Below are 21,184 nucleotides of genomic sequence, written 5' to 3'. Positions count from 1 at the left end.
AAAAAATACACCCGAAGCTTCTGTACTTCAGGTGTACTGCAGTAGATCCTATCTGAATTCGGCCATCAGTTCATTGAATGTATCATTTTCGATCGTCATTTCCTTCTTGACCAGAGGCTGGTCGAGGTAGCCGTCGATGTGTTCCTGGTAGGATTTTGCTTCTTCATCATGATAGATGATGCCCTTCAGCATGCCTTCATGCGCCATGATGTTCTGCATCGCAGATTGTGCATCCGTATGGTCATAGTCCTCAATGTCCTCGACCGGTATCAGGTTTTCCTTGAACCAATCGTACGTATTCACCTTATTGTAGGTGACACATGGGCTGAATACATTGATGAAGCTGAATCCCTTATGGTCCATCGCCTGCTGGATGATGGCGGTCAGCTGCTTGATGTCGGAGCTTACACTCTGGGCGACGAATGTAGCACCACTTGCCATCGCCGTTTTGATTGGCTGAATCGGCGTCTCCTTGGAACCGTCAGGAGATGTCTTCGTAACGAATCCCTTATCGGATGACGGTGATGTCTGGCCCTTCGTCAGACCGTACACCTGATTGTCCATGACGATATAGGTGATGTCGATGTTCCGCTTCAGGGCGTGGACGGTATGTCCCATGCCGATTGCGAAACCATCCCCATCTCCGCCGGAGGCGATGACCGTCAGGTCATCATTCGCCATCTTGACCCCCTGCGCGACGGGAAGGCTGCGTCCGTGTGTGGCGTGAAAGCCATATGACTTGATGTAGCCGCTCAAACGGCCGCTGCATCCAATGCCCGTGATGACAGCCAGCTCGTCCGGTTCGAGTCCATTCGCAGCACAGGCCTTCTGGATGGCTGCCTGGACACTGAAATCTCCACATCCGGGACACCAGTTTGGTTTGATATTGTTTCTGAAATCTTTGAATGTCGCCATTACATAACTTCCTTTATTTTAAGAATTGAATTGATATGCGCTTCAATTTCATTGGGTTTGAAAGGCGTGCCATCATATTTGACATGGGAGCGGATTCTGTCATGTCCATGGTAGTTCATCTTGAGAACACTCTGCAGCTGTGCGCTGTAGTTCTGCTCGATCACAAGTATTTCCTTTGCACCATCAAGGTAAGGTCTCAGTGCGTCAATCGGGAACGGATGAATTTGTTTGAGGTTGATCGTCGTAATATCCGCATCGATGCGTTCGGCCGCCTCATTGGCGACGCCGTTGACACTCAGGAAGCTCAGGATGAGCAATTCGCTCTCCACACCGCCCCTTGCTTTGAACGGTTCTTCCATCGTAAAGTCCTTCAATTTCCTCATGCGCTTATCCATCTGAATCTGGCGGTTCTCAGGACCCTCATTCGGCGTACCGGCCGGGCTGTGCTCCACTCCTGTAACATGGTGGATGCCGCCTTTGATGCCTGGGATCGGACGCGGTGAAATGCCGTCTTCTTCATCGCTATAGCGCTCGAAGTATTCATCGTCCTGCCCTTCAATATCCTCCGTAATCGTCTTGCCGCGGTTGATCTCGACACGTGACATGTCGAAAGGAGCGGATGACTGCTTGCCGAGGGACATCTGCAGGTCCGACAGCATGATGACCGGCACCTGGTAGTATTCTGCCAGGTTGAATGCCTCGATCGTCGTATAGAAAGCATCCTCGACGTCTGACGGTGCGAGGACGATTTTCGGGATGTCCCCGTGTGTACCGTAGATCATCTGCATCAGGTCGGACTGCTCCTGTTTCGTCGGCAGTCCGGTCGACGGGCCGCCCCGCATCGTATCGACGATGACGAGCGGTGTTTCTGTCATTCCCGAAAGTCCGATCGACTCCATCATGAGTGACAGGCCCGGTCCGGCTGAGGAAGTGAAGCTTCTGGCACCGGCGTAGTTCGAACCGATTGCCATTGTCACTGCAGCAATCTCATCTTCCGTCTGGATGACCGTACCGCCCACTTTCGGCAGGTGGTTGATCATATATTCCATGATTTCACTTGCTGGTGTAATCGGGTATGCCGCCATGAACCGCACTCCGGCATTCAGTGCACCGAAGCTGATCGCGTCATTGCCGATCAGGAACAGGCGGGGATCGCTGTCGGAAGGCAGCATTTCAAAATCGCCCGTGATCGTATCCATCTCATCATCCATCAGCTGATAGCCCTGCAGCAGCGCTTCATGGTTCGAATCGACGATCTCCTGGCCCTTTTTGATGAACATCGTATAGATCATATCTTTGAAGGGCTGGAGCTCCAGGTTCATCAGTCTGGCGCTTGCTCCAATCGCCACCATGTTCTTCATCAGCTGGCTGCCGAGCTCTTTGGCCGTGGCAGTGAAGGGAATGGATATGAGCTGCACATCCAGGTCCTCATCCTTTTCCGGCTTGAATTTGCTGTCGGCAAGTATAATGCCTCCGGCAACAAGCTCGTGGCTGTTGACATCTATCGTCTGCTGGTCGAACGCAACGAGAATATTGGTGTTGTCGCTGACCGCCCTGACTTCCTTGGTTGAAATTCTTACATTATTATTAGTATGCCCACCTTTGATGCGGCTCGAAAAATGCCGATAGCTGTAAAGGTGATATCCCATACGGTTCAGTGTTGTTGAAAAGATTTCTCCAGTCGATTCAATGCCTTCACCCTGCTGGCCACCGACTTTCCATGACAATTGTTCATTCATACACATTGCCTCCTTGTCCTTATCTAATATACCAAAATTCGGGGCAATTTTCGATGATCAGTGCATCGATTCACAGAAAATCAGCCTATTGGATGACCGCTATTCCCTGATGCGGATCGTATCTATTTTATTGGTCTTCGTGTCGATGATGACACCGGAAAGGATGCCCGGCCCCTCTTCCGGCACATTGTGCCTGACGGGCAGCTGGTGGAGGAACCGTTCGATGACCTCCTCTTTCCTGATGCCGAGTATGCCGTCCCTGAAGCCGGTCATACCCACATCCGTTATATACTTCGTCCCTTCCGGCAGCACCTGTTCATCATTCGTCTGTACATGTGTATGTGTGCCGACGACGGCATCCACCCGTCCATCGAGATAGTGTCCCATGGCCAGGCTCTCGCTTGTCGTCTCGCTGTGGAAATCGACGAATATTTCATCGGCCTGGATCTCCTCCAGGATGGCGTCAGCCTTCCTGAATGGACAGTCGATTGCGTCCATGAAACTGCGTCCCTGCAGGTTCATGATCAGCAGCTTTACACCGTTTACATTCACCACACCGTAGCCTCTGCCGGGAGCCCCTTCCGGGAAGTTTGCAGGGCGGATCATGCGTATGTCCTCATCCAGGAACTCATACACGTCCCGCTTGGCGAATGCATGATTGCCAAGCGTGATGAAATCCGCCCCCGCAGTCAGGAGTTCCTTGTAGATTTTCTCGGTGATGCCCTTGCCATGTGCGGCATTTTCTCCATTGACGATCGCCACCTGTGCCCCGTGCTGGCGCTTCAAAGTAAGCAGATGCTCCTTCAGCATCCTCCTGCCGATTTTTCCAACGATATCTCCGATAAATAAAATGCGCATTCATTCTCATCCTTTGAATTTCAATTTGATGTTTATTATACATGTTTTGGGGAATCTATATTTTATAAAAATACCTAGGAGTGAATAATGTGACATTATCCATTGATCCCAAAGAATTTGCGAAGCTGGCGCTTTTGGCCAATCCTTCAACGAGCGAATCCGTTGAGGATAAAGCGAAAGACAGCCTTGAACTCTACCTGAGCGCCTATAAGCTTGCTGAGAAATACGAGAGGTATTCCAACAGCGCCCAGGAGACGAGTGAAGCCTTCAAGAATATCCGTGACATCGACCTCAACCTCTAAGTATATAGACATGAGAAAAACCAGCAGGGTTACCTGCTGGTTTTTCTATTTGGCATATTCCACTGCCCGCATTTCTCGGACGACTGTCACTTTGATATGTCCAGGATATTGCAGTTCCTCTTCGATCTGCTTCTTGATATCGCGTGCAAGACGGTGGGCCTTCAGATCATCCAGCTCATCCGGCTTGACCATTACGCGGATTTCACGACCTGCCTGGATGGCGAATGTCTTCTCGACACCTTCATATCCTTCGGCAATCGATTCAAGGCGCTCAAGACGTTTTACATAGTTCTCAAGCGTCTCCCTGCGTGCGCCCGGTCTTGCTGCACTCAGCGCATCGGCTGCTGCAACGAGTATCGAAATGATACTTGTCGGTTCAACGTCACCGTGATGGGAATGGATCGCATTGATCACTGTCCCATGCTCCTTATAGCGCTTTGCGAGTTCGACTCCGATTTCAACATGGCTGCCGTCGACCTCATGGTCGATCGCCTTGCCGATATCGTGCAGGAGGCCTGCCCGTCTCGCCAGTTGGACATCTTCCCCGAGTTCACTTGCAAGCATGCCTGCAAGATAGCCCACTTCAACGGAATGCTTCAGTACATTCTGTCCATAACTGAGTCGATATTTCATTTTACCAAGATGCTTGATGAGTTCAGGGTGCAAGTTGTGGATATCAAGTTCGAATGCCGCTGCTTCCCCTGCATCACGGATGTTCGTCTCCATGTTGCGCTTCGCCTTGTCCACCATTTCCTCTATGCGGCCCGGATGAATTCTTCCATCCTGTACCAGCGCTTCCAGAGCATTTTTGGCGATTGCCCGGCGAATCGGGTCGAAACCGGAAAGGATGACGGCTTCTGGTGTATCATCGATGATCAAATCTATGCCCGTCAATGTTTCAAGGGTGCGAATGTTACGGCCTTCCCTGCCGATGATGCGCCCTTTCATCTCATCGTTCGGTAATGTAACGACCGATACTGTCGATTCACTTGTATATTCCGCTGCATAGCGTTGTGCAGTTACAGCAAGCAGTTCTTTCGCTTTCTTGTCCGCTTCCAACTTCATCTGATTCTCTTTCTCTTTGACCATTACAGCCATATCGTGTGACAGTTCCCGCTCTACTTCTGCAAAAATTTCATCCCGCGCCTCTTCGCGCGTAAGTCCGGAGATGCGAGTGAGTTCTTCTTCTTGCCGACTGATAATTTCTTTAATCTTCTGATCCTCGGCATCAACCATTTGCTGTTTTTCTTCAATTTTGGCTTCCTTTAGATCCAGCGCTTCATCTTTCTTGTCGAGAACTTCGCTCTTTCTATCAAGAACTTGTTCCCTGTTCAGCAGTCTGGATTCCTGTGCCTTGAGTTCATCTCTTTTCTCATTGGATTCACGTTCGAATGTATCCTTGAGATTTTGATTTTCCTCTTTTGCCTCGAGCAGCTTTTCTTTCTTGAGGCTATCCGCCTGCTTCTTCGCTTCATTAATAATGTGCTCAGCAGAAGTACGCGCCTCTTGCTGCCGTTTAGTCAAAGTGTTTCTGACGATAAAATATCCGATAACAACACCTAGAATAATGCCAAGCAAGATTAAGAAAATGTCTATCATGTCCACAATAAACACCTCCCTAACAGGCTCTAGCTATTGTTTTATATAATATTATTCGAATTCAATATTATATACACCCAATTCTAAAGATAATCATATAAAAACGCAAGCACCAGAACGTCTTAATTGCATTCTGGTGCTTGAAAGGCATTACGGTATTCGGTTAGATTTCGTCCTCGTCGAACAGCTTGTCTGAAGCTGATTCCTCTTTGGCGTCCTCTTCCTTCTGCCCGCCGAAACCGAGTGCAGTGCGCAGCTTGCCTTCGATCTCTTCGAGCAGTGCCGGATTATTGGCAAGATGCTCTTTTACGTTCTCCTTGCCCTGTCCAAGCCGTTCACCTTCATAGGAGTACCAGGCACCGCTCTTTTCAACGATGTCATACTCCACACCAAGGTCGACCATCTCTCCTGTCTTGGAGATGCCCTTGCCGTACATGATGTCGACTTCCGCGACACGGAATGGCGGTGCGACCTTGTTCTTGACCACTTTGATCTTCGTGCGGTTGCCGACGATCTCCTGACCGAGCTTCAGCTGCTCGGCACGTCTGACTTCAAGACGCACGGAGCTGTAGAACTTGAGCGCACGGCCGCCGGATGTCGTTTCCGGATTACCGAACATGACACCGACTTTTTCACGGATCTGGTTGATGAACATGGCTGTCGTATTACTTTTGGAAATCGCACCGGAGAGCTTCCTGAGTGCCTGGGACATGAGCCTCGCCTGGAGTCCGACGTGAGCATCGCCCATCTCGCCTTCGATTTCCGCCTTTGGCGTCAGTGCTGCAACCGAGTCGACGACCACGATATCCACTGCACCACTTCTTACGAATGCCTCAGTGATTTCCAGTGCCTGCTCACCTGTATCCGGCTGGGAAAGATAGAGGTTCTCTATATCCACACCGAGATTTTTAGCATAGTCGGGATCCAGTGCATGCTCTGCATCGATGAATGCTGCAATGCCGCCATTTCTCTGTGCCTCAGCAATCGCATGCAGTGCCACGGTCGTCTTACCGGAGGATTCCGGACCGTAGATCTCTATGATGCGCCCTTTCGGATATCCGCCTACGCCAAGCGCCTTGTCCAATGTGATGGAGCCTGAGGAAACTGTGGATACTTTGCGCCCCACATCGTCTCCAAGCTTCATGACTGCGCCTTTGCCAAATGACTTTTCCATGTTCTTTATCACTGTATCTATCGCTTTTTGTCTTTCGTCCATAATTACCCTCCATTAATTCGCTTCGTAATATATTATAGCATAATCGACATCAAAAAGCGAATATATGTTCGCTTTTTATGGCTGTTTTCAAGCGGTTGTTCGCGGTTTTCCGATTGCTGTATGCGTGTGCACTCAATTACGGGGGAAACACATGAAACGGCGGCGGAAATCATTCCTTGTTGTCCGCCTGGAAAACGGCCCTGCCCTTATAGAAATACTCTATTCCGGACAGGATTGTAAAGAATACTGCAATGTACATCATGACGATGCCGGGTGAAAAAGGGAGATATTGTGTAAACATGTCACCGAACAGGAGAAGTACGAGCGCAATCATCTGGCACACCGTCTTGATTTTGCCAAGTTGCCCTGCAGCACTTACATACCCCTGTTCTATCTGCAATAATCTCAATCCTGTCACGGCGAATTCGCGGGCGATGATGACGACCGCAATCCATGATGATATCGTCTGCAGCTCCACAAGGACGATCAGGCCGGAAGTCACAAGGAGCTTATCGGCCAGCGGATCAAGGAATTTCCCCATATTGGTGATCAGATTCCATTTCCTTGCCAAGTATCCATCGAGGAAGTCGGTCAAAGCTGCCACCACAAAGATGGCGGCGCCAATCAACTGACTTACGGCAATCGGTTCGCTCCCGAGGAACGAGGTGGTCCCCCAGCCGAAATCGACAAGTATGAATACCAGGAAGACCGGAATCAGAATCACTCTGAACACAGTCAGCTGATTTGGTATATTCATGGTCCTACTCCTTTATCAAATTGAATTCGTAATAGACGGTGACAGACTCGCCCTGCCTCGGATTCTCAAGTGGCTCGCCATCGATCAACACCTCAAAATCAGTCGCATTTCCCAAGGTCAGATAGACGATGTCCGCTTCCGGGGAAATTTCGTACTCCCCTTCGGTCAGGTTCTCGTAGGCGTAGGTATGGTCTGCGTCATCAGTCAGGGCCACCCAGGAAGCACTATTGCCAGCCAGCGATATGGTAAGTGGCGCTTCCACATGGAGATCATAATAGAGTGTGCTGCCATCAGAGCCGCTGAACGTATAGTCTGTCACCGGTTCTTCCGTCGGCTCCTCTGCCGGCTCTTCCGCTGTCGCAGCTTCCTCCGTCTCTTCTTCACTTTCTTCCGACGGGGAAACCACCTCCTCGTCCACTTCATAAATGGGCTTTTCTTCGAAGATGTCCGTCTGGGAACCGATCTGGAGCAGTATCATCCACCCTGCGAAGAGTACACCGACCAGGACAAGGAAGCTGACCAGCACCCTTTTGAAATACTGGTAGTCCCCATCTTCCGACTGCTGTCTTTTTCTTTCGTTTGGACTCTCATCAGGTATCTCATCGGCATATCTCTCCGCCACCCCCTCGTAGTCCAGTCCGACCGCCTCTGTATATTGGCGCAGCAGGAAGGGCGCGTGACGGGGCTCGGGGAGGGCTTTCAGATCTCCGTCCTCAATCACCTTGATGATATCCTTGCGGATACCGGATCTCTCCTGCATTTCCTTAAGCGTAATTCCCGATTGTTCTCTTTTGTTTTTCAAATATGCACCGAGTTTCATGGGGCCTCCCTACATTCCACCGAAGAAGTTCATATCTTCGTCTTCGAACCAGTGCTGCTTTCTATGTTTTTCATAGGTGATCTCCTGGTTCTCGTCTTCCCTGAGTTCAATGATGTAATCAAAATCTTCAAGTTTGTACTGCATGCCTTCAATGAAAAGATCCGGATGCTCGATGACCTTTATGGCGGGAAAGCTCATGATTTCACGGATCAGCTGTTTATGCGCCTCATCCGTCGAATTGCTCGTCACCGCACCATCTATGATGAAGACATTGTTCTGGTCGTACTCGCCTTTGAGCAGGCTTGTCCGCTCGGTCTGCTTGATCAGTGTAGAGGACAGGAAGAGCCATTTCTTCTTCGCAGTGACACTCGCGGCGACGATCGATTCCGTCTTTCCTACGCGCGGCATGCCCCGAATCCCTATGAGCTGATGTCCTTTTTCCTGAAATACTTCCGCCAGGAAGTCGACCAGTATCCCGATTTCCTGCCGGGTGAAACGGAAGAGCTTCTTGTCTTCCTCATCCCTTTTTATGAATCGGCCATGCCTGACAGCGAGGCGGTCCCGCACCTGGGGCTTCCGGATCTTCAGTATATTGATGTCATCGATATACTTGGTCATATACTCGAAGCGCTTCAGCTTGTTCAGTTCATCGGTCCTCAGGAGCAGTCCCCTTCTCCTGTTCTCTACCCCATTTATCGTATCGATACTGATGCCGAGGTTGCCAAGAAGGGACGAAATATCCCCCAGCAGACCGGGACGGTTATTCAATATTTCATACTCCATATACTGTTCGATGTTCCGCTCTGGATACATCGGCCTTTTGTTCTCTGTCGTACTCATGTATACCATCCCCCATTGATATTCATTATTTCACCTGTAACGGACTGTGCCTCGGGAGCGAGCAGATATTTGACTGCATGCAGCACTTCCTCCGGCTGGATGAACCTCGACTGGGGCAGCTCTTCGAGCAGGAAGGCCTGCTCTTCCGGAGGAATCTCCTCGGTCATCTCCCCTTCGACGACACCTGGTGCAATACCATTGACGGTGATACCGGTGCTTGCAAATTCTTTCGCCAGCGATTTGATGAGTGATTCCTGTGCCCCTTTCATCGATGCATAGACACTTTCATAGCTGGCTCCATTGCGGCCCCAGACGGAAGTAATGATGATGATGCGGCCCTGCCCGCTTCTTTTGAGCTTCGGCAGGAGGATATTGATAAAAGTGATCAGCGAACGTATGGATATGTTGTATTGCCGATCAATTCCCTCCATCGGTGTGTCCGGAAGCAGTCCGAAGAGTGTCTCCCCGGGGCACCATATCAGTGCGTCAACACTGTCGATGCCACTGAAGAGGTCTGCGACCTGCGCCTGATCCAGTGGTCTCGCCAGATCCAGGAAATGGTGGATGCCATCATGAACCGGAGCACGGGCCCTTGAAAATGAAATGATTTCCGCCCCGTCCTTCAGACCGCCATGAATCCTGCTGCCGATATCTCCTGTGCTTCCGGCGATGACATACCTAGCCATGGGGTTTCAATATACACTCTACCATGTATCTGCTGTCCATCACATCGATAAAGTGCTTCTCCACATCATTAATCGTAATTTCATCGATGACCTCAGGCAGGCGGTACAGATCATAGCCATCCAGATAATACTTGGTATATTGATTGGCGATATATTCCGGGGAATTCAGGCTGGACAGATAGTCCCCTATGATCTCCCTTTTCTGGACCGTCAATTTCTCCTGGGTGAAGAAGCCGCTGTCCTTGACCGCCTCGCATATGCGCCTGATTTCCTCTGTAAACGTCTCAGTCTCCTCCGTGTTGGCAGCAAACAGTACATGTGAAAATGCCGCCTCTTCGATATGGCTGAAGCTGAACGAATCATCGATCAGTCCTTTTTCCATGAGCTCATAATAGTATTCGGACTGTTCGCCGAAAACCATGTCGAGCGCAAACATCATCGACAGGTCCCGCACGAGGCGCGCTGAGGCATCCGTCCTATCCTGATGATGCTTGAATCCGAGCATCACACGCGTCTCTTCTACATCCATTTCGAGCACGCTGCGGGGGTTCACGATGTCCTTCGGCTCCTCAGGCAGGATACGCTCTATTTCCGGCCGTGCATCCACATCCCGTCCGCCCTGATGCTGGTCGATATACTGCATCAGGGGCTCGACATCAAAATCGCCGACAAGGATCAGCACCATATTGGAGGGATGGTAGAATGTCCGATGGCACAGGAACAGATGATCGCTTGTGATTTCACTGATCGAGGATTCCGTACCTGCGATATCAGTCTTGACGGGCAGGTTGTGATACATCTGGTTCAGGGTCTCGAAATATAGCTTATATCCCGGATTGTCCTGATACATTTTTATTTCCTCATTGATGATGCCCACTTCCCTCGCCACGGTCTCCTCCGTGAAATAGGGCTGTTCGACCATGTTCATGAGCAGGGACAGATTTTTCTCAAAGGATTCTGTCGTACTGAACAGATATGACGTCCGGTCATAGGACGTGAATGCATTCGCATTGGCGCCATATTTCGAAAACAGGTTGAATACATCGCCATCCTCCTTCTCGAACATCTTGTGCTCCAGAAAATGTGCGATGCCGTCAGGCACATTGAATGCTTCACCATCAATCCTGAAATGGTCGTCCATCGAGCCATACTTCGTCGTGTAGGTGACGAACTTCTTGCTGTAGCCGGGCTTTTGGATGACGAAGACATCAAGGCCGTTGTCACACTGGTGCCGATATACGCTCTCATCAATTTCCGGATAATCAATTCTTTTCATCTTCATCACTCCTTGTAAGGACATATACGGTGTCCAATGCTGTTTTCCGGCTGATTTCCATGATCATTTCCCTGTCCACCGCTTCGAGGCGCTCTTCCCAGGAAAGTGGATGCGCCTCTTGGAGCAGGCGGTTGTACTCCAGTGTTGTGAGTCCTTTCGGCTTGTCCATCACTTCCTGCCTGTTCACCTTCATCATACGCTTCACCTCTTCGACGAACTCCGTGTCGAACTCCCCTTTTCGCAATACTTCCAGTTCCCCGAGTATTGCATTTTCTGCAGTCTCCACATTACCGGGATCGACGCCGCCCATGACGAACATATAGCCGTTCCTCACATCGACCTGTGAATGGATCTGATATGCCAGGCTCAGCTTCTCCCTGATGTTCATGAACAGGAGGGATGAGGCGGAGCCGCCATACATCTGGTTCATGACATTGAATGCCATCTGCTCCTGAAGATCCCTCACATCCGCCCTGAACCCCATGTTCAGCTTGGCCTGCTCGATCTGCTGCGTATCATTGCTTCTTTTGACATCGTCGACCGGCCTGTATGGATAGGGACGATGAGCAACTTCTGTCTTTCCATTGCGTGCCACAATCTTCTGAAGGTCATACTTGATGCTGTCGTCCACAGCGCCGACGACGAGTATGGCAATGTCGTCATCCGCCATCATCCGCGCATGCTCCTCCTTTATCTCATCAAGCGTGACGGCTTCCACATCTTCCAGCACACCATGCGGCAGGTATTTGTACTCCTCCTGATCGAACATTACGTCGAGCATCGCCTGGAAGCTTGCCTGTGCCCTGTTGTCCTTCATGCTCCTCAGGCGGTTTCTGTAGAGGCGCTTCTCCTTGGTGAAGAAGTCCTGGTAGGAATCATCATAATGTGAGGGCGTATCGAGGACATCGTGGAGCAGCCGGCACATTTCACCGATGACATCCAGCTCCTCCCTGATGAAGCGGTCATTTACGAATTCCATGCTGAAGCTTACGATATGATCCTGCCCCTTGCGGCTGACATTCGATGTCAGATGTGCACCATAATAATGCGCAAGATGCTTGAGGAGATCCGCTTCCTTCGGAAAGCTGACCGTCCTTTTGACCATCATTTTCGACAGGATGTTCCGCTTTGTCACACGTTCCCGTTCCATCCTGCTCCTGAATTGGAGCTGGACCGTTATGGTCTTGAATTTGTCTGTCTCTATAATGGCTGTCGGGATATGATTGACTTCACTGTTTTTCACTTTATACATATAGGACTCCTTATTCTTCATTCTGTACAAGTACATTTCTCGGTTTGCTGCCGCTGCTTGGACCTATGACGCCGTTCGCCTCGAGGTCATCGACCAGCCGTGCAGCACGATTGTACCCGATTCTGAACTGGCGCTGCAGAAGTGAGGCACTGGCACGCTGCTCTTCGATGACAAACCATTTGGCATCCGGATAGAGTTCGTCCTCCGACTCCTTCTGCTCCTTCTGGACCGGTTTGTTCATGATCGATTTTTCGTAGTTCGCCTTCATCTGGCTTGTGATGTGATGGACGACATCACCAACTTCATTATCCGAAAGGAATGCCCCCTGGACACGGATCGGCTTGGATTTGCCGGATGGCAGGAACAGCATGTCCCCGCGGCCAAGCAGTTTCTCCGCTCCCTGGCCGTCCAGAATGGTTCTGGAATCCGTCTGGGAACTGACGCTGAATGCGATTCTGGATGGAATGTTCGCCTTGATGATGCCGGTGATGACATCGACGGATGGTCTCTGTGTCGCGATGATCAGGTGTATGCCTGCAGCACGCGCCATCTGGGCGATCCGTGTGATCGATGCTTCGACATCTTTTGATGCCACCATCATCAGGTCGGCGAGCTCATCGATGATCACGACGATATAAGGCAGTTTCTGCACCTTCTCAGGCTCTTCGCTTTCCCGCTCCAGGTACTGGTTGTATGCCTCTATATTCCGTGTGTTCGAATGGGAGAACAGATCGTATCTGCGTTCCATCTCACTGACGATCCGGTTCAGGGCATCACTTGCCTTCTGGGGATTGGTGACGACCGGACTCAGAAGGTGCGGAATACCATTATAGATATTCAGCTCCACCATCTTTGGATCGATCATCATCAGCTTGACTTCATGGGGCTTGGCCTTCATCAGCAGGCTGATGATGATGCCGTTGATGCATACGGACTTCCCGCTGCCTGTGGAACCTGCAACGAGCAGGTGGGGCATCTTGTTGAGTTCTGCCGTAATCGGGCTGCCTGAGATATCCTTTCCAAGCGCCACTTCGAGTGGATTGTCCGAAGTTTTGCGTTTGAGCACTTCACGCAGTGTCACCATGCTGATCACCGAATTCGGAACTTCGATGCCGACAGCGGATTTGCCCGGTATCGGTGCCTCTATACGTATATCCTTGGCAGCCAGGCTGAGTGCAATATCATTCTGCAGATTGATGATCTTGCTCACCTTCACACCGATGTCCGGCTGGATTTCAAACTGGGTGACTGCAGGACCGATGCGGATTTTTGAGACTTTGGCATTCACGCCGAAGTTTTTGAGCGTCTCTTCGAGGATTTTGCCCTGTTTAAGCACTTCCTTGTTGCTGACCGATTCCGTCACCTCGGCATCCTTGAGCATCGTGATCGGCGGCAGCTCATACTGTTTCAGCTGGTCGATCTCTTCATCGTCGAATGTATCCAGCTCCGCCTCTTCATCTGAAGTGCCGACCGGCACATCCGTTTCATTGCCGAATTCGTCCGTTTCATATTCTATTTCCTTGACCTCATCGCTTCCGGTCTCTATTTTCGCTGTAGTTTCTGCGCCGTTTTCCTGTTTCGGCAAGTTCTCCTTCTCGGCTTCCTTTTCCACCCGGTCATATTCATGCATCGTTTCGATGATGGATTCATCTGCTTCGAAGTCCGCAAGCTGTTTAGGCTTGGGCTGCTCTTCCCCACTGCTGGCAGCGGGCTTCGGCTGTGGCGTCTTCTTCTCCGGCTTCGCCTTTGCAGCTGCCGGTCTGTTGCGATCCGACACTTTGCCCGATATCAGTGAGAACAGCTTCGCCAATTGGCTGCCGGCCTCCTTCAAGCCTTTCATCAGAGCATTGCCAAGCTGTTTCGCCAGTTCCGAAGCCTTTATGAGATCATGTGAGATCGACTGCTCGATATCTTTTGATGTAATCAGCAGATAGCTGAAATAAAGGAATATCAGTCCGAGCAGCAGTGTACCCACCATGGAGATGCCGGTCGAGGAGAAGGAAAACAGGGCCTGGCCGATGATGCCGCCCCCGAAGAATTCCATGATTCCATTCACCTCTATCGCTTCGACCGTTTCACTGAACGTATAGAAATCCTCTATGCGTGCACGGTTCAATATATAGAGCAGTGTATGGAAGAGGAACAGCATGCCGAACTGCAGCAATACATAGCCGCCCATCCTGCGGGTGAGTGGTATCTTCTGTTCTCCCGCCAGATAGATGCTCATCAGGAACAGCATGAGATATGTAAAGTATCTGCTCGTACCGAAGAGGTAGGCAAAAAATGCATCGATGTACGTCCCGATGACTCCGAGCTGGAAAATGGTGATGAACAGGATGACGATGAGAACGAAGGCCGATATGGAATAATAGGACCGGTTATCCTTCTTTTTCTTCTTCGTCTTCCTCTGCTTCTTTGCCATCGTATGCTTCCCTCCTATTTACAATGAGACTGCCAAAATTGGCAGTCTCATTGCTGTTTTATATTTCGGATATGATCGGGATAATCATTGGGCGGCGCTTTGTGTTGTCATACAGATATTTGCCGAGATCATCACGGATGCTCTGCTTGAGTGTACTCCACTCCAGCTTCTTCTCATCCATGGATTCGAGCACAATGTTGTACACGCGCTGCTCCGCCTCTTTCAGCAGGTCTTCGCTTTCTTTTACATATACGAAGCCCCGCGACTGGATCTCAGGTCCAGCCATGATCCTGCGTTTTTTCGGGTCGATGGTCACTACTGCGATGAAGATTCCGTCTTCACTGAGCAGTCTGCGGTCCCTGAGGACGATGTTGCCGACATCTCCGACACCGCTGCCATCTATCAGTACATTGCCGGCAGTCACCTTGTCTGCACTGATCATCTTGTCTCCATCGTAAGAAACGATGTCGCCTTTTTCCAGCAGGAAGATGTTCTCAGGCGCCACACCCGTCTCGGCTGCAAGCTTCGCATGGGCAATCTGCATCTTGAATTCACCCTGGACTGGAATGAAGTGCTTCGGCTTCATGACGTTGAGCATCGTTTTGAGCTCTTCGCTCATGCCGTGGCCGGACGCATGGATGTTCTGCTCTGGTGTAGCGACATGTGCCCCTGCTTTGACAAGTTCGTTCATCGTGCTGTAGAGGATGACTTCCATGCTTGAAGATGGTGTCGTCAGTATATAGACGATGTCGCCCTCCTTGATGTTGGTCACTTCATGCTGTCCGCGTGACATTCTGCCGAGTGCTTCAATCGGCTCGCCCTGGGATCCTGTGGCAATGATCACTACTTCGTTGTCGGGATAGTCGCCGATTTCGTGGCTCGGCACGAGCAGCCCTTCAGGAATATCGAAATACCCCATATTGCGGGCCACCTTGAATGAGCTCTCGAGCGTGCGGCCAAGGAATGAAACCTTCCTGCGCGTTTTTGCAGCATTCGTCAGCACCTGCTGGATGCGTACAAAGTTCGATGCATAGCACGATACGATGATCCTGCCGCGTGCCCTGGCAAAGCCGTCCAGAATATGCTCCTCAATGATGTTTTCAGGCGTGTTGTAGCCTCTTCTCTCCGCTTCAGTCGAGTCACTGATGAGCGCAAGGACATCCTTCTTGGCTACGTCATACATCTTGGCCATGTTGTAGCCGTACTCCCCTGTCAGGCTCTGGTCGAATTTGAACTCCCCCGTGTATACGATGGAGCCGTATTTCGTTTCAATGCTGACACCATAGGAGTCGGGAATGCTGTGGCTTGTTTCGAAAAATACCATTTCCGCATTTTTGAACTTCATGCGGGACTGGCTGTTGATCGTGTAGAACTTCACTTTCTTATTGACGCCTTTTGCTTTGAGGCGGTCTTTGACGAGTGCAAGTGTCAGTTTTGAACCGTAGATCGGCACGTTCAGTGATTCGATGATATAGGGAATCGCACCGATGGAGTCCTCATGTCCATGGGAGAGGAAGATGCCCTTCAGCTTCTGCTTGTTCTCCTGGATATAGGTGATGTCCGGGATGACGATGTCGACACCGAGCATCTCATCTTCCGGGAACATGAGACCCGCGTCAAGGATGAACATCTCATCCTCGACCTCTACAACATACATGTTCTTTGCAATCTCGCCGACGCCACCCAGCGGTATGATTTTTACTTTCGCTTCTTTTTTTGCTTCGTTCAAAATATTTCCTCCTAAAGCCTACTTGAAAGTGGCATGGTAGAACTTCCCATCAATCGTTATATGGGATACTTTTACATTCTTTGTGTCGTACCTTGTCTCATCACTGTTCTTGATGACAAGATGTCTGATTGTTTCTTCCTTCGTATTGAGGTCCTTGAGGTTGTTTCCAAACATCAGATCTTCAAAAATGATTTTTACTTCATTATCTTCCTTGATCCTCAATTGGCCGGTAATGTCATAAGTTGTATCATTGAGTTCAACTTTGTTAAAAATCAATTTTATTACTCTCCTTTTTCATCCTCCAGCAACACTTTGCGTGAGGCGTTTACTCTGCCCTGATTATCGATGTTCGTCACCTTGACCAGGAATTTGTCCCCGATCTTGACAACATCTTCGACTTTGCCCACCCGGGAGGTGTCCAGCTGGGAGATATGGACGAGGGCATCCTTGCCGGGGAACAGCTGGACGAATGCGCCGAACTTTTCAATGCGTCTGACTTCTGCCATATAGATTTCCCCTACTTCGGCGACACGGGTCAGATCTTTGATGATCTGCTTTGCCCGCTCTATCATGGTTGCATCGCTATGTCCGATGAATACTGTGCCATCCTGCTCGATATCCAGCTTGACCCCTGTTTCATCAATGATCTCATTGATCTTCTTGCCGCCGGGTCCGATGACATCGCGGATCTTGTCCGGTTTAATATGCATGACTTCCACTTTCGGTGCATACCTGCTGAGTTCTGCACGGGGTTCACTGAGTGTCGCCAGCATATTGTCGAGGATTTCCTGACGGCCCTCTTTTGCCTGTGCGAGCGCCTCCCGCAGGATGTCTTCACTCAGGCCTTCGATTTTGATGTCCATCTGGATTGCTGTGATGCCGTTTTCAGTGCCGGCGACCTTAAAGTCCATGTCACCGAGTGCATCTTCCATACCCTGGATGTCCGAGAGGATCGTGTACTGGTTGTCCTTCATGACGAGACCCATCGCAATTCCTGCAACAGGGGACTTGATCGGTACCCCGGCGTCCATCAGTGCCAGAGTGGAGCCACAGATTGATGCCTGGGAGCTCGATCCATTGGATTCCAGAACTTCCGAGACGAGACGAATCGTATAAGGGAATTCCGTTTCGTTCGGAATGACTTGGTACAGTGCCCGTTCACCGAGTGCACCATGCCCGATCTCACGACGCCCCGGCCCTCTGATCGGCCCGGTTTCACCCACGGAGAAATTCGGGAAGTTGTAGTGGTGCATAAAGCGTTTGTTCTCCTCTACACCGAGGCCGTCGATGATCTGGTGTTCACCAAGTGCGCCAAGTGTACAGATGGACAGCGCCTGCGTCTGTCCTCTTGTGAACAGGCCTGACCCATGCGCCCGCGGCAGGATGCCCGCCTGTGAGTTCAATGGTCTGATTTCAGCAGGCTCACGACCGTCGGGACGGACCTTCTCCTCTGTAATGAGACGGCGGACCTCATCCTTCAGCAGCCCTTCAACAATCGAGGATGCCTCGGAACGGATTTCATCATGGTTCTCATCCGTTTCATCAAGCGTACCAAGAATGCGTTCCTTGGCCTCGTTGATCGCATCTTCACGTGACTGCTTGTCCGGATCCTGGATGGCATCATACAGACCCAGGGACTGTGCTTTCTCCTCCATGTCACGTTTCAGATCGGCATTCGCCTCCGGCTGTTCGAAATGGCGTTTCACAACATTCAGTTCGTCAAGGATCTCCTGCTGGAAAGCCACCATTTTCTTGATGCTCTCATGTCCGAACATGATTGCCTTGAGCATCGTCTCCTCCGATACTTCCTTCGCTCCTGCCTCCACCATGTTGACGGCATCCTTCGTACCTGCCACCTGGAGTTCTATTTCGGAGTGGCCGAGTTCATCGGTGGACGGGTTGATGATGAACTCTCCGTCGATGAGTCCCACCGTGACACCGGCAATCGGTCCATCAAATGGAATATCACTCACACCGAGTGCCAGGGATGAGCCGAGCATCGCTGCCATCTGCGGTGAAGCGTTCGGATCTACAGAGAGTACGATGGACATGACCTGCACATCATTTCTGTAGCCATCCGGGAAGAGGGGGCGGATTGGACGGTCGATCAGGCGGCTTGTGAGGGTTGCTTCCTCACTCGGTCTGCCTTCCCGCTTGTTGAAGCCGCCGGGAATCTTCCCTGCTGCATACAACTTCTCCTCATAGGCCACTGTGAGAGGGAAGAAAGGCAGGTCTCTCGGCTCTTTTGATGCTGTCGCAGTACTCAGTACTACAGTCTCCCCGTAGCGGACGAGTACGGCACCATTCGCCTGTTTCGCCATTTCTCCATATTCGACAGTAAGCTTATGCCTACCCCATTCTGTTTCGTACACTTTTTTCGCTGATTCTATCATAATTTGTCTACTCTCCTTAGTAAGGCTACTTGATTCAATCATATCACTTTTGTAAAAAAATATACATAAAAAAAGGCATATCCGGAGGATATGCCTTGCCAATTCTTATCGACGGAGACCGAGTCTTTTGATCAGTTCACGGTATCTTTGAATATCTTTGTTACGCAGGTAAGTCAGCAGGTGTTTTCTGCGTCCGACCATTTTGAGAAGACCTCTTCTGGAGTGGTGGTCTTTCTTGTGGAAACGCAGGTGCTCGTTGAGTGCTGTGATTTCAGCAGTCAGTACAGCGATCTGCACCTCTGGGGATCCTGTGTCGGATTCGTGCGTACGGTATTCCTGAATCAGTTCATTTTTGCGTTCCTGTGTAATTGCCATGTATAAACGCCTCCTTGTTTATTGTTCACCACTATCCGAGCAGACGTCGGAGATTCACTCTGCCAAGAGTAGGGCACTTGAATCATTATACTGGATGGGCTATATGTTTTCAAGTAGTTCGATGGCTTTTTGCTTATCTTTTGCAATCTGTCCGGTCAGTTCCTCGATACCTGAAAACTTCCGTTCCCTGCGGATGAAATGGTGCCAGTAGACAGTCACATTCTCTCCGTAGATGCTGCGATCGAAATCGAACAGGTGAACCTCAATCGACACACGTTCCATATTGTCATGGAAAGTCGGCTTGACCCCGACATTGCACACACCCTTGTAGAGTGCCTCCTCATTATCAAGGCGCAGTGTCACGGCATAAACACCTTTCCCCGGAAGATGATAGCGGTATTCCGGCTCGATGTTGGCAGTCGGGAAGCCGATTGTACGGCCGCGCTTCTCCCCCTGAACAACGACGCCCTTCACTTCATAGGGACGCCCAAGTATCAGATTGGCATGCTCCAGATCGTTCTTCGCCAGATCCTCACGGATGCGCGTCGTCGATATCTTCTCCCCGTCTTCTGTTATCTTGTCGATGCCTGTGGTATTGAACGCGTCATACTCCGATAGTGTATGGATGTTCCCCTTCCCATATCTGCCGTATGTAAAGTCGAAACCTGCGACGACTTCCCTGACATTCATCCGCAGGATGTACTGCTGGACGAAAAAGTCGGGTTCAAGGCCCGCCAGGGCGCTTGAAAAGTTGATGACGAAGCAGTAGTCGATGCCCTTTTCCTCCAGCATTTCCAGTTTGATATCAAGCGGTGTCAAATATGTCGTACGCTGCTTTTTTGGACTCAGCACGACCGATGGGTGCGGATCGAAGGTCATCACCGCCTTCTTCAGCCCTTCCGCTTCCGCAATGTCTTCCATCCTGCCGATGACATCCTCGTGTCCCCGGTGAAGGCCGTCGAAGAAGCCGACCGCAACTGCAGAAGGTTCCAGATTGAGTTCTTGCTGATCATGTGGATAGTGAAGTCTGTAAATTTTCATCTCATCGCCTCTTATATATTGAACATTTTGTATGGTTTCATTATATCCGTGTGTTCGGGATGATCATAGTACACGCCGACCGGGATGCCGCCCTTTGTGAATGCGACCATATCGGCGTCATCTTCCCCTACTTTTTCAATGATATCAGATTTGTCTATCTTCTGCCCATTACGAATTTTGAAAAAGAAGGATTCATCAGCGATTTCGATGGTCGGAAGATCCGCGATGAGTTCTGAAATCGGAACAATCGCATCTTTCGGATCTCCTGCTTCAAGCGCTTCAAACGTCACTGCCCGGTCAAGCGTCAGACCGCATGACTCCGTCCTGACAAGGGCGGACATATGCGCCTCGACACCGAGGCGTTTCCCGATGTCCACAGCAAGTGTGCGGATATAGGTCCCCTTCGAGCATTCTACATCCAGGCTGAACCGGACGAGGCCGGATTCCCTTTCCACCCTGCCAGCACGTCCTATCTCATGGATGAACACTTCCCTCACGGGACGCTCCACTTCGATGCCTTTGCGGGCGTATTCATACAGCTTCCGGCCATCGACCCTTACTGAGGCGTATTTCGGGACCCTCTGGCGATAGCTGCCCCGGAAGGCATCGACTGCCTGGTCGATCGCCTCGTCTGAGATGCCTGTAACACTATCGCTTCTTCCGGTGACCTCGCCCGTCTGATCTTCCGTGTCCGTCGAGAACCCAAGCGTCACCTCGGCATGATAGCGCTTCTTCTTCGTCTGCAGATATTCGGTCAGCTTCGTCCCCTCACCGATGCAGATCGGCAGGACCCCTGTAACCTCAGGATCCAGAGTGCCGGTATGGCCCACCTTTTTCATATGTAGTATCCTGCGCATGCGCATGACAACATCATGGCTTGTCAGTCCTTTTGGTTTGTTGACAGGTATTACACCGTGCATATCTGTACGCCTCCATATAAAAATAAAAACCTGGGGGGAATCCC

The 21,184-nt window shown here is 50.6% G+C and carries 19 protein-coding genes; 1 reads left to right on the top strand and 18 read right to left on the bottom strand.

Annotation, left to right across the window (positions count from 1 at the left end; all coding sequences use genetic code 11):
- Positions 1–48: 48 nt before the first annotated feature.
- From BO53_RS0112345 to BO53_RS0112335, 3 genes are all read right to left on the bottom strand, one after another.
- Complete coding sequence (locus BO53_RS0112345) at positions 49–915, bottom strand: 2-oxoacid:ferredoxin oxidoreductase subunit beta (protein ID WP_031548648.1); 867 nt, start codon at positions 913–915, stop codon at positions 49–51.
- Complete coding sequence (locus BO53_RS0112340; RefSeq protein ID WP_031548647.1) at positions 915–2,654, bottom strand: 2-oxoacid:acceptor oxidoreductase subunit alpha; 1,740 nt, start codon at positions 2,652–2,654, stop codon at positions 915–917. The genes BO53_RS0112345 and BO53_RS0112340 overlap by 1 nt, the downstream gene beginning before the upstream one ends.
- 99 nt (positions 2,655–2,753) lie before the next feature.
- Positions 2,754–3,512: a TIGR00282 family metallophosphoesterase gene (locus tag BO53_RS0112335; protein ID WP_031548646.1), complete on the bottom strand. Its 759-nt coding sequence runs from the start codon at positions 3,510–3,512 to the stop codon at positions 2,754–2,756.
- A gap of 89 nt (positions 3,513–3,601) precedes the next feature.
- On the opposite strand from BO53_RS0112335, the gene BO53_RS0112330 reads away from it, so the two are divergent.
- Positions 3,602–3,814, top strand: a complete 213-nt coding sequence (locus tag BO53_RS0112330; protein WP_031548645.1) for a hypothetical protein — start codon at positions 3,602–3,604, stop codon at positions 3,812–3,814.
- A gap of 45 nt (positions 3,815–3,859) precedes the next feature.
- Here the strand turns inward: BO53_RS0112330 and rny are convergent, their stop codons facing one another.
- The 15 genes from rny to truB form a co-directional block, all read right to left on the bottom strand.
- Positions 3,860–5,413: a ribonuclease Y gene (gene rny, locus BO53_RS0112325; protein WP_425414488.1), complete on the bottom strand. Its 1,554-nt coding sequence runs from the start codon at positions 5,411–5,413 to the stop codon at positions 3,860–3,862.
- Positions 5,414–5,576: 163 nt separating this feature from the next.
- Positions 5,577–6,629, bottom strand: coding sequence for a recombinase RecA (gene recA / locus BO53_RS0112320; protein WP_031548643.1), 1,053 nt, complete (start codon positions 6,627–6,629; stop codon positions 5,577–5,579).
- 169 nt (positions 6,630–6,798) lie between these two features.
- Complete coding sequence (pgsA, locus tag BO53_RS0112315) at positions 6,799–7,386, bottom strand: CDP-diacylglycerol--glycerol-3-phosphate 3-phosphatidyltransferase (RefSeq protein ID WP_031548642.1); 588 nt, start codon at positions 7,384–7,386, stop codon at positions 6,799–6,801.
- Between the two features lie 4 nt (positions 7,387–7,390).
- Complete coding sequence (locus tag BO53_RS0112310; RefSeq protein WP_031548641.1) at positions 7,391–8,206, bottom strand: helix-turn-helix domain-containing protein; 816 nt, start codon at positions 8,204–8,206, stop codon at positions 7,391–7,393.
- 9 nt (positions 8,207–8,215) lie between these two features.
- On the bottom strand, positions 8,216–9,019 hold the full coding sequence (locus BO53_RS0112305; protein ID WP_031548640.1) for a DUF3388 domain-containing protein: 804 nt from the start codon (positions 9,017–9,019) through the stop codon (positions 8,216–8,218).
- 23 nt (positions 9,020–9,042) lie between these two features.
- Complete coding sequence (locus tag BO53_RS0112300) at positions 9,043–9,732, bottom strand: SDR family NAD(P)-dependent oxidoreductase (protein WP_031548639.1); 690 nt, start codon at positions 9,730–9,732, stop codon at positions 9,043–9,045.
- Positions 9,725–11,008: an EF-P 5-aminopentanol modification-associated protein YfmH gene (yfmH, locus tag BO53_RS0112295; RefSeq protein ID WP_031548638.1), complete on the bottom strand. Its 1,284-nt coding sequence runs from the start codon at positions 11,006–11,008 to the stop codon at positions 9,725–9,727. The genes BO53_RS0112300 and yfmH overlap by 8 nt, the downstream gene beginning before the upstream one ends.
- Positions 10,995–12,260, bottom strand: coding sequence for an EF-P 5-aminopentanol modification-associated protein YfmF (gene yfmF / locus BO53_RS0112290; protein ID WP_031548637.1), 1,266 nt, complete (start codon positions 12,258–12,260; stop codon positions 10,995–10,997). The genes yfmH and yfmF overlap by 14 nt, the downstream gene beginning before the upstream one ends.
- 10 nt (positions 12,261–12,270) lie before the next feature.
- Entirely contained in the window at positions 12,271–14,682 is a 2,412-nt protein-coding gene (locus BO53_RS0112285) for an FtsK/SpoIIIE family DNA translocase (RefSeq protein ID WP_031548636.1), read from the bottom strand.
- Positions 14,683–14,740: 58 nt separating this feature from the next.
- Positions 14,741–16,411: a ribonuclease J gene (locus tag BO53_RS0112280; RefSeq protein WP_031548635.1), complete on the bottom strand. Its 1,671-nt coding sequence runs from the start codon at positions 16,409–16,411 to the stop codon at positions 14,741–14,743.
- 18 nt (positions 16,412–16,429) lie between these two features.
- Positions 16,430–16,687 (bottom strand): hypothetical protein, encoded by a 258-nt coding sequence (locus BO53_RS0112275; RefSeq protein ID WP_031548634.1) that lies wholly within the window; start codon positions 16,685–16,687, stop codon positions 16,430–16,432.
- Positions 16,688–16,692: 5 nt separating this feature from the next.
- Positions 16,693–18,801: a polyribonucleotide nucleotidyltransferase gene (gene pnp, locus BO53_RS0112270; protein WP_169738755.1), complete on the bottom strand. Its 2,109-nt coding sequence runs from the start codon at positions 18,799–18,801 to the stop codon at positions 16,693–16,695.
- Positions 18,802–18,909: 108 nt separating this feature from the next.
- Positions 18,910–19,179, bottom strand: a complete 270-nt coding sequence (gene rpsO, locus BO53_RS0112265; protein WP_031548632.1) for a 30S ribosomal protein S15 — start codon at positions 19,177–19,179, stop codon at positions 18,910–18,912.
- Between the two features lie 99 nt (positions 19,180–19,278).
- Positions 19,279–20,220: a bifunctional riboflavin kinase/FAD synthetase gene (locus BO53_RS0112260; protein ID WP_031548631.1), complete on the bottom strand. Its 942-nt coding sequence runs from the start codon at positions 20,218–20,220 to the stop codon at positions 19,279–19,281.
- Between the two features lie 11 nt (positions 20,221–20,231).
- Positions 20,232–21,140, bottom strand: a complete 909-nt coding sequence (gene truB / locus BO53_RS0112255; protein WP_031548629.1) for a tRNA pseudouridine(55) synthase TruB — start codon at positions 21,138–21,140, stop codon at positions 20,232–20,234.
- Positions 21,141–21,184: the final 44 nt, after the last annotated feature.

Source organism: Salinicoccus luteus DSM 17002 (assembly GCF_000712035.1).
Taxonomy (GTDB): domain Bacteria; phylum Bacillota; class Bacilli; order Staphylococcales; family Salinicoccaceae; genus Salinicoccus; species Salinicoccus luteus.
This window is presented reverse-complemented; position numbering and strand designations above follow the sequence as displayed.

What these genes read in the sequence shown, in the direction of transcription:
- BO53_RS0112310 (WP_031548641.1), bottom strand. Translation starts at nt 8,206, where the DNA reads ATGAAACTCGGTGCATATTTGAAAAACAAAAGAGAACAATCGGGAATT.
- BO53_RS0112285 (WP_031548636.1), bottom strand. Translation starts at nt 14,682, where the DNA reads ATGGCAAAGAAGCAGAGGAAGACGAAGAAGAAAAAGAAGGATAACCGG.
- BO53_RS0112335 (WP_031548646.1), bottom strand. Translation starts at nt 3,512, where the DNA reads ATGCGCATTTTATTTATCGGAGATATCGTTGGAAAAATCGGCAGGAGG.
- BO53_RS0112340 (WP_031548647.1), bottom strand. Translation starts at nt 2,654, where the DNA reads ATGAATGAACAATTGTCATGGAAAGTCGGTGGCCAGCAGGGTGAAGGC.
- BO53_RS0112305 (WP_031548640.1), bottom strand. Translation starts at nt 9,019, where the DNA reads ATGTATCCAGAGCGGAACATCGAACAGTATATGGAGTATGAAATATTG.
- rpsO (WP_031548632.1), bottom strand. Translation starts at nt 19,179, where the DNA reads ATGGCAATTACACAGGAACGCAAAAATGAACTGATTCAGGAATACCGT.
- BO53_RS0112345 (WP_031548648.1), bottom strand. Translation starts at nt 915, where the DNA reads ATGGCGACATTCAAAGATTTCAGAAACAATATCAAACCAAACTGGTGT.
- BO53_RS0112300 (WP_031548639.1), bottom strand. Translation starts at nt 9,732, where the DNA reads ATGGCTAGGTATGTCATCGCCGGAAGCACAGGAGATATCGGCAGCAGG.
- rny (WP_425414488.1), bottom strand. Translation starts at nt 5,413, where the DNA reads ATGATAGACATTTTCTTAATCTTGCTTGGCATTATTCTAGGTGTTGTT.
- recA (WP_031548643.1), bottom strand. Translation starts at nt 6,629, where the DNA reads ATGGACGAAAGACAAAAAGCGATAGATACAGTGATAAAGAACATGGAA.
- pgsA (WP_031548642.1), bottom strand. Translation starts at nt 7,386, where the DNA reads ATGAATATACCAAATCAGCTGACTGTGTTCAGAGTGATTCTGATTCCG.
- yfmH (WP_031548638.1), bottom strand. Translation starts at nt 11,008, where the DNA reads ATGAAAAGAATTGATTATCCGGAAATTGATGAGAGCGTATATCGGCAC.
- BO53_RS0112260 (WP_031548631.1), bottom strand. Translation starts at nt 20,220, where the DNA reads ATGAAAATTTACAGACTTCACTATCCACATGATCAGCAAGAACTCAAT.
- yfmF (WP_031548637.1), bottom strand. Translation starts at nt 12,260, where the DNA reads ATGTATAAAGTGAAAAACAGTGAAGTCAATCATATCCCGACAGCCATT.
- truB (WP_031548629.1), bottom strand. Translation starts at nt 21,140, where the DNA reads ATGCACGGTGTAATACCTGTCAACAAACCAAAAGGACTGACAAGCCAT.